General features: G+C 73.3%; 8 protein-coding genes. 5 read left to right on the plus strand and 3 right to left on the minus strand.

From position 1 onward, the window contains the following. Positions 1–27 precede the first annotated feature (27 nt). The 3 genes from VFE82_RS03730 (at position 28) to VFE82_RS03740 (ending at position 13,465) form a co-directional block, all read left to right on the plus strand. Positions 28–4,548, plus strand: coding sequence for a MupA/Atu3671 family FMN-dependent luciferase-like monooxygenase (locus VFE82_RS03730; protein ID WP_324998896.1), 4,521 nt, complete (start codon positions 28–30; stop codon positions 4,546–4,548). Continuing rightward, on the plus strand, positions 4,545–10,862 hold the full coding sequence (locus VFE82_RS03735) for a type I polyketide synthase (protein ID WP_324998897.1): 6,318 nt from the start codon (positions 4,545–4,547) through the stop codon (positions 10,860–10,862). Before VFE82_RS03730 ends, VFE82_RS03735 begins: the two co-directional genes overlap by 4 nt. Before the next feature lie 83 nt (positions 10,863–10,945). Continuing rightward, complete coding sequence (locus tag VFE82_RS03740; protein ID WP_324998898.1) at positions 10,946–13,465, plus strand: ABC transporter permease; 2,520 nt, start codon at positions 10,946–10,948, stop codon at positions 13,463–13,465. Between the two features lie 10 nt (positions 13,466–13,475). Here the strand turns inward: VFE82_RS03740 and VFE82_RS03745 are convergent, their stop codons facing one another. Continuing rightward, positions 13,476–13,784, minus strand: a complete 309-nt coding sequence (locus tag VFE82_RS03745) for a hypothetical protein (RefSeq protein WP_324998899.1) — start codon at positions 13,782–13,784, stop codon at positions 13,476–13,478. A 60-nt stretch (positions 13,785–13,844) separates the two neighbouring features. Here VFE82_RS03745 and VFE82_RS03750 point away from each other — a divergent pair, with 60 nt between their 5' ends. Next, positions 13,845–14,249, plus strand: coding sequence for a group II truncated hemoglobin (locus VFE82_RS03750; protein ID WP_324998900.1), 405 nt, complete (start codon positions 13,845–13,847; stop codon positions 14,247–14,249). 63 nt (positions 14,250–14,312) lie between these two features. On the opposite strand, the gene VFE82_RS03755 is transcribed toward VFE82_RS03750, so the two are convergent. Continuing rightward, on the minus strand, positions 14,313–14,954 hold the full coding sequence (locus VFE82_RS03755; protein ID WP_324998901.1) for a Smr/MutS family protein: 642 nt from the start codon (positions 14,952–14,954) through the stop codon (positions 14,313–14,315). 239 nt (positions 14,955–15,193) lie between these two features. Further along, entirely contained in the window at positions 15,194–15,871 is a 678-nt protein-coding gene (radC, locus tag VFE82_RS03760) for a RadC family protein (protein ID WP_324998902.1), read from the minus strand. Positions 15,872–15,965: 94 nt separating this feature from the next. Here radC and VFE82_RS03765 point away from each other — a divergent pair, with 94 nt between their 5' ends. Then, complete coding sequence (locus VFE82_RS03765) at positions 15,966–16,430, plus strand: FKBP-type peptidyl-prolyl cis-trans isomerase (RefSeq protein ID WP_324998903.1); 465 nt, start codon at positions 15,966–15,968, stop codon at positions 16,428–16,430. Positions 16,431–16,453 lie beyond the last annotated feature (23 nt).

Consider the following 16,453-nt stretch of genomic DNA (forward strand, 5'->3'; position numbering starts at 1 on the left):
GTTTTCGTTGGAGATGGGAGCCTGCTGGTGCAATGCGCGCAGGCCTATCGCAGGGCCGGCCACACGGTGGTGGGCGTGGTCTCGGGCAGCAGTGCCAATCTCGAGTGGGCGGCGGGCGAAGGCCTGCCGGCCATCCGCATGGAGGGGAACTGGAGCGCCGCGCTGGACGGCCTCTCGTTCGACTACCTGTTCAGCGTCGCGAACCTGCGCATGCTGCCTGAGGCCGTGCTGCGCCGCGCGCGCAAGCTCGCGGTCAACTTCCACGACGCGCTGCTGCCGCGGTATGCCGGCCTGAACGCGACCTGCTGGGCGCTGATGGCGCGCGAGGCCGTGCACGGGATCACCTGGCACGAGATGACGGCGCAAGCCGACGCGGGCCGCATCGTGCGGCAGGTCTCGTTCGAGGTGTCGCCGGAGGAGACCGCGCTCAGCCTCAACGCCAAGTGCTACGAGGCCGGCCTGGCTGCGTTCACGCGCATCGCCGAGGATCTGGCGCAGGGCGAGCTGCCGCTGTCGCCGCAGCATGGCGAGCGCCAGTACTTCGGCCGCCACAAGCGGCCGGCCGCGCTCGGCACGCTCGACTTCCGCCAGCCGGCCCAGGATCTGGTGGCCCTGGTGCGGGCCCTCGACTTCGGCCAGTACGCCAATCCGCTGGGCCGGGCCAAGATCGTGGCCGGCGACCAGCTCCTGCTGGTGCGCACGGCCAGCCTGGCCGATGTCGACAGCGGCGCCGCGCCCGGCACGGTGCTCGCCGTCGCGGGCGACACGCTGCGCGTCGCCGCGCAGGGTGGCGAACTGCTGCTCGGCGGCCTGTCGGATGCGCAAGGGCGCCCCGGCGCGGCGGCGCTCTCGCCGGGCATGGTGCTGGGCGTCCCGGGCGCGGCAGCATGCTCGCGCCTGGCCGACCGGCTGGAGACGATCGCGCGCGGCGAGCAGCACTGGACGCTTGCGCTGCAGGCTGCCTCGCCGGTCGAACTGCCGTACCCGCGCCGCAGCGGCCCGCCGGCCGCCGGTGAGAGCCTGCGTTGCCCGGTCGACGCGCCGGCCCGTGGCGCCACCACGGCGGCGGCCTTCCACGCCTGGCTCTCCGCCCTGAGCGGACAGGAGAAGGTCTCCCTGCTCTACACCGATGCGGCGCTGCAGGAGCGCACCGAAGGCCTGCAGGCCTGGCTGACCCCGTGGGTGCCGCTCACGGCCACCACCGCGCCGGCCGCCACCACGCTCGCCGCTGCAGGCGCCGCCGAGACGCTGCTGGCGCAGGCGCACGCCGCCGGCCCCATGACCCGTGACCTGCCGCTGCGGCTGGGCGAGCGTCAGTCGCCCCTGCCTGCGGTCGCGAGGATCGCCCTGGCCCTTGCGCCGGTGGAGATGCCGGAAGGCTGCGAGCTGCTGCTGCGCACCGATGCCGGCGGCCGCCTCGAGCTGGTGGCCGATCCTGCCGTGTTCACGACCGAAACCACGCTGGCCATGGCTGCGCAGCTGGGCGCCTGGCTGCAGGCGTTCGCCCTGTCCGAGTGCGCGGTCCGGGAGGTCCCGATGCTGCCGGCCAGCGAGCGCCAGGCGCTCGCGCAGCTCAACGCCACCGACACCGCGTTCGACGCCGAAGCCTGCGTGCAGCAGGCGATCGCCGCGCAAGCGCAGCGCACGCCGGACCAGGTCGCCGTGACCATCGGCAGCGAAAGCCTGAGCTACCGCGAGCTCGAGCAGCGGTCCGATGCGCTGGCGCACCGGCTGGTGGCGCGCGGCGTCCAGCCGGGCGCCGTGGTCGGCCTGTGCCTGCCGCGCACGCCGGCCCTGCTGGTGGCCGTGCTCGGCATCTGGAAGGCGGGTGCGGCCTACCTGCCGCTCGACCCCGAGTACCCGCGCGAGCGGCTGCAACTCATGGTCGAGGACTCGCAGGCGCCGGTCGTCCTGGTCAGTGCGGCCACCGCCGGCGCGATCGACGTCGACGCCGGCAAGCTGCTGCGCATCGAGGAGGCCGCTGGCGACGTGCCCGGCGCCGGGCAGCCACTGCCCGCGCCGCAGTCGCGGCGCCCGGCGTACGTGATCTACACCTCCGGCTCGACCGGCAAGCCCAAGGGCGTTGTGGTCACGCACCGCAACGTCATGAACTTCTTTGCCGGCATGGACCAGCGGGTGCCGCGAGGCGAGGGCGCACGCTGGCTGGCAGTCACCAGCCTGTCGTTCGACATCTCGGTGCTCGAGCTGTACTGGACGCTGGCGCGCGGCGTCACCGTGGTGCTGCATTCGGACGCCGCGCAGGCGGCCGCGGCAGGACCCGAGTTCAGCCTGTTCTACTTCGCGAGCGACGATTCGCACTCGACCCAGGACAGCTACCGCCTGCTGCTGGAAGGCGCCAGGTTCGCCGACCGCGAGGGCTTCACGGCGGTGTGGACGCCCGAGCGCCACTTCCATGCCTTCGGCGGCCTGTACCCGAACCCGGTCGTCACCAGCGCCGCGATCGCGGCCTGCACCAGCCGCGTGCAGATCCGCGCCGGCAGCTGCGTGCTGCCGCTGCACCACCCGGTGCGCGTGGCCGAGGACTGGGCCTTCGTCGACCAGCTGTCCAATGGCCGGGTCGGCATCTCGTTCGCCGCCGGCTGGCAACCCAACGACTTCGTGCTGCAGCCGCAGGCCTTCGCCCGCCGCCAGGACGAGATGTACGAGCGCATGGACGTGGTGCGCCGCCTGTGGCGCGGCGAGGCGGTGCCTTTCCCGGGCCCCAACGGCAACGACGTGCCCACGCGCACCCTGCCGCACCCGGTGCAGCGCGAGATCCCGGTGTGGATCACCGCTGCCGGCAACCCCAAGACCTTCGAGCAGGCCGGCCGGCTGGGCTGCCGCCTGCTGACCCACCTGCTGGGGCAGAAGGTCGAGGACGTGGCCGAGAAGCTGCGCATCTACCGGGCCGCCTGGCAGGCTGCCGGCCACCCCGGCCAGGGCCACGTCACGCTGATGCTGCACACCTTCGTGGCCGACAGCGAGGACGAGGCCCGCGAGGTCGCCCGCGGCCCGATGAAGAAGTACCTGCGCAGCGCGATGGACCTGGTCAAGGCCGCGGCCTGGACGTTCCCCACCTTCGTGCAGCGCGCCGCCGCCGACGGCAAGAGCCCGGTCGAGATCATGGAGTCGGCTCCGCTGTCCGAGGAGGAGACCGACGCCCTGCTGGAGCACGCGTTCCACCGCTACTACGGCACCAGCGCGCTGATCGGCTCGCGCGAGCGCTGCCTCGAGCTGGTCGACAAGGTGCAGGCCGCGGGCGTCGACGAGATCGCCTGCCTGATCGACTTCGGGATCCCGCCCGACACGGTGCTGGCCCACCTGCAGCACCTGAAGGCGCTGATGGAGGCCACGCGCGCGCCGCGCACGAGCAGCCGCCGCGCCTCGGTCGCCGAACAGGTGCTCCAGCACGGCGTCACCCACCTGCAGTGCACGCCGTCCATGGCCGCGATGCTGCTGGCTGATGCGCCGGGCCGCGCGGCGCTGTCGCGCCTGTCGGCGATGATGGTCGGCGGCGAGGCGCTGCCGCTCGAGATGGCGACCCAGCTGCGTGCGCTGGTGCCCGGCGAGCTGCTGAACATGTACGGCCCCACCGAGACCACCGTCTGGTCGACCACCTGCAACCTGGCGCAGCTCGGGAGCTCGGTGCCGCTGGGCCAGCCGATCGCGAACACGCAGCTGTCGATCCGCACGGCCTGGGGCACCGAGTGCCCGGCCCTGGTGCCCGGCGAGCTCTTCATCGGGGGCGACGGCGTCACCGACGGCTACCTGCACCGGCCCGAACTGAACGCCGAGCGTTTCGTCGTCGATCCGGACGGCAAGCGCTGGTACCGCACCGGCGACCTAGTGCGCCGCCTGCCTGACGGCACCCTGGACTTCCTCGGTCGCATCGACCACCAGGTCAAGCTGCGCGGCCACCGCATCGAGCTCGGCGAGATCGAGAGCGTGCTGCTGCGCCAGGAAGGCGTGAAGCAGGCCGTGGTGGTGGCGCGCGACGACGGAGCCGGGCAGAAGCTGCTGGCCGGCTACGTCACGGCCAAGCCGGGCACGACGCTGCAGCCCGCCGCCCTGCGCGAGGCCGTGGCACGGGCGCTGCCCGAGATCATGGTGCCGCAGGCCGTGCTGGTGCTGCCCGCGCTGCCGATGACACCCAACGGCAAGGTCGACCGCAAGGCCCTGCCCGACCCGCGCGTGGCGGCGGCGCCGCGCGTCGCCACCGCGCCGGACAACCCGATGGAGACCACCATCGCGGGCATCTGGCAGGAGGTGCTCGGGCTGCCGTCCGTCGGCACCACCGAGAACTTCTTCGACCTGGGCGGCCACTCGCTGCTGGTGGTCCAGGTGCAGCGGCGCCTGCGCGAGGCGACCGGACAGGAGGTGGCGATCACCGACATGTTCCGCCTGCCGACCATCCGCGCCCTGGCGGCGCATCTCTCGGGCGGCGCAGCCTCCACCGCCGTGTCGCAGGGCCAGAGCCGGGCCCAGGCACGCCGGATGCTGCGCACCCGCCACCTTCAGACGGCCACCACCGCGAGCGAGGCTCCATGAGCGACCTTCCGCAAGACATCGAACCCGGCTGCATCGCCATCGTGGGCATGGCCGGCCGCTTCCCGGCCGCGCGCAGCCCGGCCGAACTCTGGAAGCTGCTGGAAGCGGGCCGCGAGGCGACGCAGTGGCTGACCGACGAAGAGCTGCGCGCCGCCGGCGTCAGCGATGCCGAGCTGTCCGATCCGAACTACGTGCGGGCCAGCCTGGTGCTGCCCGACATGGAGATGTTCGACGCCGAGTTCTTCGGCTTCTCCAAGCGCGACGCGGCCGTGCTCGACCCGCAGCACCGCCACTTCCTCGAGGCCGCCTGGGAAGCGCTGGAGGACGCCGGCCATCCGCCCGAACGGTTCGAGGGCGCGATCGGCGTGTTCGGCGGCTGCGGCATGCAGGCCTACCTGCCGTACAACCTGCTGACCAACCCCGAGCTGAAGAAGTCGATGGGCCTGTTCCTGCTGCGGCACACGGGCAACGACAAGGACTTCCTGACCACGCGCGTGTCGTACCTGCTGGACCTCAAGGGGCCCAGCGTCGGCATCCAGACCGCCTGCTCCACGTCGCTGGTGGCGGTCCACGTCGCCGCGCAGAGCCTGCTGGCCGGCGAGTGCGACATGGCACTGGCCGGCGCCGCCAGCATCGAGCTGCCGCACCGCCACGGCTACCGCTTCGCCGAAGGCGAGATCCTCTCGCCGGACGGCCATTGCCGCGCGTTCGACGAGTCCGCCAGCGGCACGCTGTTCGGCAGCGGCGCGGCGGTCGTGGTGCTGCGCCGGCTCGAGGACGCGATCCGCGACCGTGACAACATCTATGCCGTCATCCGCGGCTCGGCCGTCAACAACGACGGTTCGCAGAAGGCCGGCTACCTGGCGCCCAGCGTCGACGGCCAGGCCCGCGCGGCGGTCGAGGCGCTGGCGGTCGCCAACATCGATCCCAGCAGCGTCAACTACATCGAGGCGCATGGCACCGGCACCGCCGTCGGCGACCCGATCGAGGTGGCCGCGCTGACGCAGGCCTACGGCGAAGGCGGTCGCGGCTTCTGCGGCCTGGGCTCGCTCAAGACCAACATCGGCCATCTCGACACGGCCGCTGGCGCGGCCTCGCTGATCAAGGTGTCGCTGGCCATGCGCAACGGGCTGATCCCTGCCAGCCTCAATTTCCGCCGGGCCAACAGCCGGTTCGACCTGGACAAGACGCCGTTCCGCATCGTCGACCAGGCCCGTCCCTGGACGCGGGCTGGCCAGCCGCGCCGCGCGGCCGTCAACTCGCTCGGGGTCGGCGGCACCAATGCCCATGTGATCCTGGAAGAGGCGCCGGCGCTGGCGCGTCAGGCGCCCTCGCAGGAGTGGCAGGTCTTCACGCTGTCGGCGCGCACCCCGTCGTCGCTGGAGCGGCTCAAGGCCAAGTGGAGCGATTTCCTGGCGCAACAGGCGCCGGCAGGGTTCGACCTGGCCGACGCCGCCTACACCACCCAGGTGGGCCGGCGCGGATTCGCACACCGGTGCGCGGTGGTGGCCAAGGACGTCGAGGGACTGGCGGCCGCGCTGGAGGCGCGCCAGGCCAGCCGCAGCGCCGCCGGCAAGGCGGGCAGCAATCCGCCGCCGGTGGTGATGATGTTCCCCGGCGGTGGTGCCAGCTACCCCGGCGCGGGGCGCGAGCTGCTGTCGCAGCCGGCGTTCCGCAAGGCGGTCGAGGAGTGCTTCGCGCAGATGCCCGCCTCGGCGCCGGCCGACCTGCGCGCCGTGATGTTCGAGCGCGAGCCGGCCGATGCCGAGGCGGCCCGGCTGTTGCAGCAGCCGCGCTACAACATCCCCGCGCTGTTCGTGCTCGAGTACGCCATCGCCCGCCTGTGGGAGAGCTGGGGCGTCCGGGCGGCGGCCGTGATCGGCCACAGCGCGGGCGAATACGCCGCGGCCACCATCGCCGGCGTGATGGGCCTGGCCGACGCGCTGTCCATCGTCGTGCTGCGAGGCCAGCTGTTCGAGCAGGTGCCGGCTGGCGCGATGCTGGCGGTCGACCTGCCGGAGGCCGAGCTGCAGCCGCTGCTGGGCGGGCTTGAACTTGATATCGCCGTGATCAATGCGCCCGACCTGTGCATCGCCTCGGGCGCGGTGGACGCGATCGGCGAGCTCCAGAAGCGCCTGCAGGCGCAGGGCCGCGAGGGCCGTCGCCTGCACATCAACGTCGCCGCGCATTCGCGGCTGCTGGATGGCGTGCTGGACCGCTTCCGCCAGGGCGTGGCCCGGGTGCGCCTGTCGACGCCCGCAATCCCGTTCATCTCCAACCTGAGCGGGACCTGGGCCGATGCCCTGCTGCTGGCCGACGCCGACTACTGGGTGCGCCACCTGCGCGAGCCGGTCCGCTTCGCCGACGGCCTGGCGCGCCTGCAGGAGCTGGGCGACGCCGTGCTGCTGGAAGTGGGTCCCGGCCAGGGCCTGTGCGCGCTGGCCCGCCAGAACCTGCCGGGCCAGGGCCGCGCCGTGCTGCCCTCGACCTGCAAGCCGCAGGAGGCCACCGGCGACCTGCCGCTGATGCTGACTTCGCTGGGGGCGCTGTGGGCGCGCGGCCTGACGCCCGAATGGGACGTCGTGCGCGGCGGCGGCAAGCCGCGGCGCGTGTCGCTGCCCACCTACGCGTTCGACCACCAGCGGCACTGGATCGAGCCCGGCAAGGTGACGCACGAGCAGGCGCCGCAGCAGGACACGGTGCCGGCGCAGGCGCTGGCGCGGCTGCCGCAGCTGGACGACTGGTTCGGCGTGCCGCAGTGGAGCCCGGCCCCGCTGCCGCATGCGCAACCCGCCCCGGCGGGTGCCGAATGGCTGGTGTTCGGCAACGACGGTCCGCTCGCGGCCGGCGTGCTGCGCCGGATCGCGGAGGAGGGCGGCAAGGCCACGCTGGTGCGCCACGGGTCCGCGTTCGCGACGGCTGCGGATGGAAGCTACACGCTGGCCCCGGCCGACGAGGCGCAGGTCGAGCGGCTGTTCTCCACGCTGGAGCAGGCCGGCCGGCTGCCCGACCACATCGTCCATCTCTGGGGGCTGGACACCCCGGCCGCGCGCGGCGGGGGCAGTGCGCTGCTGGCGGGCCAGGCCCTGGCGTTCGACAGCCTGGTGAGCACGGCCAAGGCGCTGCAGACCCTGGACGTGCGCCAGCCGGTCCGGCTGACGGTCGTCAGTGCGGGCAGCCAGCCCGTGAACGGCAACCCGGTGCTGCACCCGGTGCGCAGCCTCGCCCTCGGCCCGTGCCGGGTGATCCCGCGCGAGGTGCCGAACCTGGCCGCCCAGCTGATCGACCTGGATCCGGCCGACACGGAGTCGGCGGCCGTGAGCCGCGCCATCGTGGCCGAGGCCCTGGCCGCCACCGGCGCCGACCTGGTCGGCTGGCGTGACGGCACCCGCTGGGTGGCGCAGCTGGTCAAGGCTGCTGCCCGCGATGCCGCCAAGCCGCTGGCGCGCGAAGGCGGCGTGTACCTCCTCACCGGCGGCCTGGGCGACATCGCGCTGGCGCTGGCGGGCTTCCTGGGCCAGCGGTACCGTGCCCGGCTGGCGCTGGTCAGCCGCCGTGTCCTGCCGGACCGGCAGACCTGGGCGCAGCTGGCCGCGACCAGCGATTCGAGCGAGCCGGCGCGCCTGGTGCGGCGCCTGCTGGAGATCGAGGCGCAGGGAGCGCAGGTGCTGACGTACAGCGCCGACGTGGCCGATGCCGCCGCGATGGCCCGCGTGGTGGCGGACGTCCGCTCGCGCTGGGGCGCGCTGCACGGCGTCTTCCATGCGGCGGGCACGCTGCAGGACGCGCCGATCGCGGCGAAGACGGCGGAATCGGTGCGCCAGGTGCTCGACCCCAAGGCGGGCGGCGCGCAGGTGCTGCACGAGCTGCTGCCCGCCGGCGAACTGGACGTCTTCGCCGTGTTCTCGTCGACCAGCGTCTACCTGGGCCCCCCGGGGCAGGTCGACTACGTGGCGGCCAATGCATTCCTCGATGCGCTGGCCGCGTCCCGGCCCGACGGGTTGGCGATCCACTGGGGCATCTGGGGCGACCAGGGCATGGCGGCGCGTGCCTACGGCCGTACGCCGCTGCCCGCGCCGGCCGCCGGCGGCCATCCGCTGCTCGGTGTGCAGGTGGAGGGCGAGCGGGGCCCGACCTTCGAGGCCACCTACAGCGCGCAGGACCTGTGGGTGCTGCGCGAGCACGCCGTCGCCGGCCGCCCCGTGCTGCCCGGCACCGCCTACATCGAGATCGCGCGCGCGGCGATGGCCGAGCTGCATCCCGGCAGCGACGTCGAGATCCGGTCGCTCTCGTTCGAGGAGGCCATGGTGTTCGAGCCGGGCGGCCGCCGCCAGGTGAGCATCGACCTGCGCCGCAGCGGCGAGGGCTACGAGTTCCTGGTGCGCAGCCGCGCCGACGTGGGCGAGCCCTGGCAGCAGCATGCGCGCGCGACCGTCTCGCGCTACAAGGGCACGCTGGCACCGCACGCGCACCGGCAACCCGGCACCTGGCGCGAGCCCGAGCTGCCGCAGCAGGGGGTGGAGTTCGGCCCGCGCTGGCACAACATCGCGCGCATGCAGCTGGACGGCCGCCGCGGCGTTGCCGAGATGGCACTGCCCGAGCGCTTCGCGGCCGACCTGCAACCGTACGCACTGCACCCGGCGGTGACCGACATCGCGGCCACCTTCGGCCTGCACCTGCTCGATCCGGCGCAGCGCAAGGACAACCTGTTCGTGCCGCTGTCGGTCGACCGCATCCGCATCGTCTCGGCGCTGCCGCTGCGCAGCATCAGCCGGGTCGAGCTCAAGAGCCGGGCCCAGGACCGCTTCGCGGCCTTCGACGTCACGCTGCACACGCCCGAGGGTGCGCCGATCGCCACTTTCGAGGGCTTCAGCCTGCGCGGCATCGATCCCAAGGCGATGTCGCGCCAGGCGGCGGCGCATGCGCGCCGCGAGCCCAGCCTGGCGGAAGCCATGCTCGCCTGCGGCCTGCGCGCCGAGGACGCGCCCGCCCTGTTCGAGCGGGTGCTCGCCGGCGGCGCGCGCGACGTGGTGGTCTCGTCGATCGCCCTGTCCGCGATCCGCCGCGCGATGGCCGATGCCGCGCCCAAGCCGTTGCCGCCGGTGGCGGCCACGCGCTCGGCCGGCGGGTCGTCGAGCCAGCTGAATCCGGTGGAGACGGTGATCGCCGACGTCTGGCGCGAGCTGCTCGGCGTCGACGAGGTCGGCCGCGACGACGACTTCTTCGCACTCGGCGGCCATTCGCTGGCGGCGGTGCGGCTGTTCGCGCGCATCCGCAAGCAGTGGAACCTGGACCTGCCGCTGGCCACCCTGTTCCAGGGATCGACCCTGGCCGGGCTGTCGGCCCTGGTCGCCCAGGCCGGCAACCTCGACACCAGCATGCCCGGCGCACAGCCGGCCGCCGCGCCGTCGAACGTGATCCAGCTGCCGCGTGCCTGGTCGCCGCTGGTGACCATCTGCCGCGGCTCGCCGGAGCGGCGGCCGCTGTTCTGCGTGCACGGCGCCGGCGGCAACGTGCTGAACTTCAAGGTGATCTCCGACCGCCTGGGGCCGCAGCAGCCGTTCTACGGGCTGCAGGCGCAGGGGGTCGACGGCCGGCTGCCGCCGCTGCCGACGATCGAGGCGATGGCGGCCCAGTACGTGGAGGCGATCCGCACGGTCGACCCGGTCGGCCCGTACCGGCTGGCGGGCTACTCCGGGGGCGGCGTGATCGCCTACGAGATGGCGCAGCAGCTGCAGCGCGCAGGCGCGCACGTCGAGGCCATCCTGATGATCGACACGCTGGCGCCGAGTGCGGCGATGCGCAAGGTGCCGCTGTGGGAGAAGATCTGGCTGAAGCGCCACTGGACGCTGCAGTTCGCGCTCGAGTGGCCGGCGCGTCGGCGCCGCGGCCACCAGATGGAGCGCAGCTACCAGCTGGCGCTCGAGAAGCTGGCGCGTGGCGAGCCGCTGCCGCCGGAGCTGGTGGACTTCCACCTGTTCCGCAACTTCACCGACGCGCAGGCGCAGTACCGGCTGCAGCCGCTCGACGCCCAGCTCGTGCTGTTCAAGGCGGCGCTGGCCGAGACCCTGTACCTGTACGCCGGCCCACAGCTGGGCTGGGACGAGCATGTGCGTGGCGAAACCCGGGTGGTCGAGATCGGCGGCTCGCACTTCAGCATGATGGCCGAGCCCGGCGTCTCGGAGCTGATCGAGGCGATCCGGCGCGAGCTGGCCCGGCTCGACGAGAGCCAAGGGGATGCGCCCGTGCACGGCAGCGGCGCGCGCAATGCGTCGGTCCGGCCCGGTCCGCGCGGTCTGAGCCCGGTGACCTGAGCCCCGGCCCGGCGCGCGACGCGGCCGGGCCGGCGCAAGCCCGACCCGCGGCGCGGCCGGGGCCGGCCTGCTAAGGTCCGGCCATGAGCACCTCCTCTCTTGGCCTGGGCTGGCGCACCCTGTGGCGGGACCTGCGCGCCGGCGAGCTGCGCCTGCTGCTGGTGGCCGTGACCCTGGCGGTCGCGGCGTTGACCGCGGTGGGCTTCTTCGCCGATCGCCTCAAGGGTGGCCTGGCGCGCGACGCCCGCCAGCTGCTGGGCGGCGACGCAGTCGTGGTCAGCGACAACCCGACACCGCCGGCGTTCGTCGCGCGGGCCCGCGCGCTCGGCCTGCAGGCGGCCACCACCATCGTCTTTCCTACCATGGCGCGCGCCACGGATGCTCAGGGCGGCGCCGCCCGGCTCGTCGCGCTCAAGGCGGTCGAGCCCGGCTACCCGCTGCGCGGCAACCTCACGGTGGCGGCCCGTCCCGGCGAGCCCGGGTCGGTCACGCGCGAGGTGCCGGCGGCCGGCGAGGCCTGGGTCGACCAGGCCCTGCTCGAGGCGCTGGCGCTGGCGCCTGGCGACACCGTGCTGCTCGGGGATGCGCGGCTGCGCATCGGCCGCGTGCTGCTGCTGGAGCCGGACCGGGGTACCGGGTTCTCCACCTTCGCCCCGCGGGTGATGATCGGCGCCGCCGGGCTGCCGGCCACCCGGCTGGTGCAGCCGGCCAGCCGTCTGACCTACCGGTTCGCCGTGGCCGGGGCCGACGGCCCCGTGAAGGCGTTCACGGACTGGGCCGTGGCCGAGAGCCGCCAGGCCCAGGTCAAGGGCGTGCGCGTGGAATCCCTGGAGAGCGGCCGGCCGGAGATGCGACAGACGCTCGAGCGCGCCGAGAAGTTCCTCAACCTGGTGGCGCTGCTGTCGGCCCTGCTCAGCGCGGTGGCGGTGGCGCTCGCGGCGCGTGGTTTCGCGGCGCGCCACCTCGACGACTGCGCGATGCTGCGGGTGCTGGGACAGCCCCAGCGCACCATTGCGCTGGGCTACACGGTCGAGTTCGCCATCGTCGGCCTGGTCGCGAGCGCACTCGGCGTGCTGCTCGGCTACGCCGTGCATTTCGTCTTCGTGCTGCTGTTGTCGGGCCTGGTCGAGGCGACGCTGCCGGCGCCCGGTCCCTGGCCGGTCGCCTTCGGCATGGGCATGGGCCTGACGCTGCTGTTCGCCTTCGGGCTGCCCCCGGTGCTGCAGCTGGCGCAGGTGCCGCCGCTGCGGGTGATCCGGCGCGATCTCGGCAACCTGCGGCCGGCCTCGGCGCTGGTGCTCGGCGTGGGCGTGGCCGGATTCGCCACGCTGCTGCTGGCGGCCAGCAGCGACCTCAAGCTGGGCGGCATTGCGGTCGGCGGCTTCGCCGGTGCGGTGCTGCTCTTCGCCGTGCTGAGCTGGCTGGCGGTGCGGCTGCTGCGCGTCTCGGTGAACGAGGCCACCGCCCCGCGCTGGCTCGTGCTCGCGACGCGGCAGCTGTCGGCGCGCCCGGCCTATGCCGTCGTGCAGGTGAGCTCCCTGGCAGTGGGCCTGCTGGCGCTGGTGCTGCTCGTGCTGCTTCGCACCGACCTGATCGCGAGCTGGCGGCAGGCCACGCCGCCGGATGCGCCGAACCGGTTCGTCATCAACGTGATGCCGGAGCAGGGCGATGCCTTCCGACAGGCGCTGCGCGACGGCGGCGTGCAGCGCTTTGACTGGTACCCGATGATCCGCGGCCGGCTGGTCGCGGTGAACGGCCGGACGGTCGGCCCCGACGACTATGCCGACGACCGCGCCAAGCGGCTGGTCGATCGCGAGTTCAACCTGTCGCACAGCGCGACCCAGCCGCCGCACAACGAGGTCGTCGCCGGCCGCTGGACGCCGGAGGAGGCGGGCGCGGTGAGCGTCGAGGACGGCATCGCCAAGACGCTGGGGCTGCAGCTGGGCGACCGCGTGCGGTTCGACATCGGCGGCATCGAGAGCGAGGCGAAGATCACCTCGCTGCGCAAGGTCGACTGGGGATCGATGCGCGCCAACTTCTTCGTCATGTATCCGGTCAGCCGCATGCCGGACGTGCCGGAGACGTACATGACCTCGTTCCGGGCGCCCGAGCGGCCCGGCTTCGACAGCGCGCTGGTGCGCAGCTTTCCCAACATCACCAATGTCGACATGACCAGCACCATCAACCAGGTGCAGGCGGTGCTCGACAAGGTGGTGCGGGCGGTCGAGTTCCTGTTCGGCTTCACGCTGGCCGCCGGTGTCGTGGTGCTGTTCGCGGCCGTTACCGCGACCCGCGAGGAGCGCGCGCGGGAGTTCGCGATCATGCGGGCCGTCGGCGCGCGCAGCTCGCTCCTGCGCCAGGTGCAGCGTGCCGAGCTCGCGGGCGTCGGGCTGCTGGCCGGTTTCCTGGCCAGCTCGGTGGCGGCGCTGGTGGGCTGGGGGCTGGCCCGCTACGTGTTCGATTTCGCCTGGACCGCCTCGCCGCTGGTGCCCGTGGCCGGCGCCCTGGCCGGCGCCGCGCTGGCGCTGGCAGCGGGGTGGTGGGGCCTGCGCGACGTGCTGCAGCGCCCGGTGGTCGAGACCCTGCGCCGCGCGGCGGAGTAGGGCCTGCGACTCAGCGCCGCATCGCGGCCGCGATGGCGTCGCGGGCGGCCTGCTCCGCGCCCACCGCGGCGTCGAGCGGCGAGCGGCACAGGCCGGCGTGTTCGTACTGCAGGTTCTCGTACAGCTCAGCCAGTTCGGGCACGGCCGTCAGCAGTGCCTCCAGGCCCGCGTCACGCGGATGGTTGCGCAGTTCGTCGGCGATGTGCGTCACCAGCGAGCGGTACTGCTCGGGGTCGACGGGCACGCGGCTGCGCTCCAGCTTGCGGAGCACCTGCACCAGCGTGACCAGGTTGCGATGGGTGGTCAGCGGAGTGTTCATGCCCGGTAGCTGGGGCTCGACCCCGGGTTTTCCAAGCGGGCGCGCTGCGACAATCGCGGCATGCAATCCGAAGAGAAGCCCCCCTTCGACACGCCCTTCGCGTGGATCGGCGGCGAGGAGAAGATCCGGGCGCTGGTCGACCGGTTCTACGACCTGATGGACCTGGAGCCGCGCTACGCCGCCCTGCGCGCGGCCCACGGCAGCACCCTCGACAACGCCCGCGAGCGCCTGTTCTGGTTCCTGTGCGGCTGGCTCGGCGGCCCGCAGCACTACACCGACCGCTTCGGCCACCCGAGGCTGCGCATGCGGCACATGCCGTTCGCCATCGGGATCCAGGAGCGCGACCAATGGCTGGCCTGCATGGACCAGGCGATGGGCGAGGTCGGCGTGGACGAGGCGCTGCGCGAGCGCCTGGGCAACTCCTTCTTCCAGACCGCCGACTGGATGCGCAACGTCGGGGCCTGACCGGTCGGGCGCCATGCGGCGCTGCGACGCGGCAAGCGCCCCGCCCGGGGGACGGAGGCCAGCCTAGGCGCCCTGCGGCTTGAGCAGCACCACCAGCGCGCCGGCACCGCCTTCGTCGCCGCGGGCCTGCACGAAGGCCAGGACCTCCTGCTTTTGCACCAGCCAGCTCTGGACCTTGCCCTTGAGCACCGGCGTCTTGCCCGGCGAGCCCAGGCCCTTGCCGTGCACCACCCGCACGCAGCGCACGCCCTGCCGGTGCGCCTCGCGGATGAAGGCGGCCAGCGCCTCGCGGGCGTCATCGCGGCGCAGGCCGTGCAGGTCGATCTCGCGCTGGATGCTCCAGTCGCCCTTGCGCAGCTTGCGGGTGACGTCCAGGCCCACACCCTGCCGGCGGAAGCTCAGCGCGTCGTCCACATCCAGCAGGGTGCTGGCGTCGAACTCGTCGCTGATCGCCTCGCGCAGGACGCGCTGGTCGTCCAGCTGCTGCTGCACGGGAATCGGGGGCGGCTGGTCGCCCACCAGCAGCACGCGCGGCGGGTGCCGCAGCGGCTGCACCTGGCCGGCGGCGCGCACGAACAGGTTCTTCTCGGCATCCGCCTTGCGCCGGGCGGCGGCCAGGGCCGCTTCCTGCTCGGCGGCCGCGCGCCGCTGCTCGGCCAGCTGTTGCTGGATCTGCTGGAGGTCCTGGAGGGATTTGGCTTTCACGGCGCGGCCGCGCGACGGCGAGGCTGCCGCGGGGAAGAGCCATTAGACAACATCCGACGCGCGCGACGGGGTTCGTCGTCGCACGTGACAGCGGCACCTGCGCTGCAGAGGCGGGGATGGCCCGCCAGCGCGCTGGTCGAACTGCCGGAGGCGGAGCGCTGACGGTGCAAGGGGTGGTGAGCGGACGGCTGGACGGCTGCACCGATCGGATGCCGCTGGCCGCACCGGCGGGCGCCCGTTCAGACGAGCCCGCGCTCGGCCATCGACAGCGCCTGGCCCGGCGCCACGATCACGTGGTCGAGCACGCGCACGTCCACCAGGCCGAGCGCCGACTTCAGCGTCTGCGTCAGCGCCTCGTCGGCCCGGGAAGGCTGCACCGTGCCACTCGGGTGGTTGTGGGCGAGCACCACGGAGGCAGCCTTGTGCGCCAGTGCCCGGACCACGATCTCGCGCGGGTAGACGGACGTCTGCGTCAACGTGCCGCGGAACATCACCTCCAGCTCGATCAGGCGGTTCTGGGCGTCCAGGAACAGGACGGCGAACTCCTCGTGGGGGCAGCGGGCGAGGTGCAACTGCAGGAACTGCTTGACGGCGTCCGGGGAGCTGAACACCTCGCGCGCCCGCAGCTGCTGGGCCATGGCGCGGCGCGCCAGCTCCAGCACGGCCAGCAGCTCGGCGCGCTTGGCCGGGCCGCCCAGGCCCTTGACCTGGCGCAGGGCCTGGGCGTCCGCGTGCAGCAGGCCGGCCAGCCCGCCGAACGTGGCGACGAGTTCCTGCGCCAGGGCGAACACGCCCTTGCCCGCCAGCCCGGTGCGCAGCAGCAGGGCCAGCAGTTCCGTGTCCGACAGCGCGCCGGGGCCGCGCGCCAGCAGCTTCTCGCGCGGGCGGGCATCGGGCGGCAGGTCTTGCAGCGCCATGCCGCCTCAGCGACGCTGGCAGGGGCTTGCGCCCGCGCCGGCTGAGCGGCGGGGCCGGCCACCTAAAATCCGGGACCAGTTCTTCGAGATCGCCATGGGTTCCTCCCTGCCCCGGGTCCAGCCGGGCTCCTTCCTCACGCTGCACTACCGCCTGGCCGGGCCGGGCGGCGACATCATCAACACCTTCCGGGACAAGCCTGCGACTTTGACGCTCGGAACGGGCGAACTCTCGCCGGCGGTCGAGCAGCGGCTCCTCGGATTGGAGGAGGGCGCACGCGTCACCTTCGAGATCCCGGGCGGCGAGGCGTTCGGCGAGCGCAACCCCGACATGGTCCAGTGGGTGGCCCGCAGGCTGCTGCGGGAGATGGGCGATCCGCACGAGCAGTACCAGGTGGGCGATGTGGTGCAGTTCCCCACGCCGGACGGTCGCGGCAGCTACGCGGGCGCGGTGCAGCAGGTCGGCCGCGACGGCGAGGGCGAGGCCGTGCTGTTCGACTTCAACCACCCCCTGGCGGGGCAGCCGGTGACCTTCGAGGTCCACCTGATCGGGGTGCTATGACCCGCAACGCGATGGCCGCCAGC

The organism is Ramlibacter sp. (assembly GCF_035655895.1).
Taxonomy (GTDB): Bacteria; Pseudomonadota; Gammaproteobacteria; order Burkholderiales; family Burkholderiaceae_C; genus Ramlibacter.

Bases quoted from the DNA above. Each gene is read 5' to 3' on its own strand.
- VFE82_RS03735 (WP_324998897.1), top strand. From the start codon at position 4,545: ATGAGCGACCTTCCGCAAGACATCGAACCCGGCTGCATCGCCATCGTG.
- VFE82_RS03740 (WP_324998898.1), top strand. From the start codon at position 10,946: ATGAGCACCTCCTCTCTTGGCCTGGGCTGGCGCACCCTGTGGCGGGAC.
- VFE82_RS03745 (WP_324998899.1), bottom strand. From the start codon at position 13,784: ATGAACACTCCGCTGACCACCCATCGCAACCTGGTCACGCTGGTGCAG.
- VFE82_RS03750 (WP_324998900.1), top strand. From the start codon at position 13,845: ATGCAATCCGAAGAGAAGCCCCCCTTCGACACGCCCTTCGCGTGGATC.
- radC (WP_324998902.1), bottom strand. From the start codon at position 15,871: ATGGCGCTGCAAGACCTGCCGCCCGATGCCCGCCCGCGCGAGAAGCTG.
- VFE82_RS03765 (WP_324998903.1), top strand. From the start codon at position 15,966: ATGGGTTCCTCCCTGCCCCGGGTCCAGCCGGGCTCCTTCCTCACGCTG.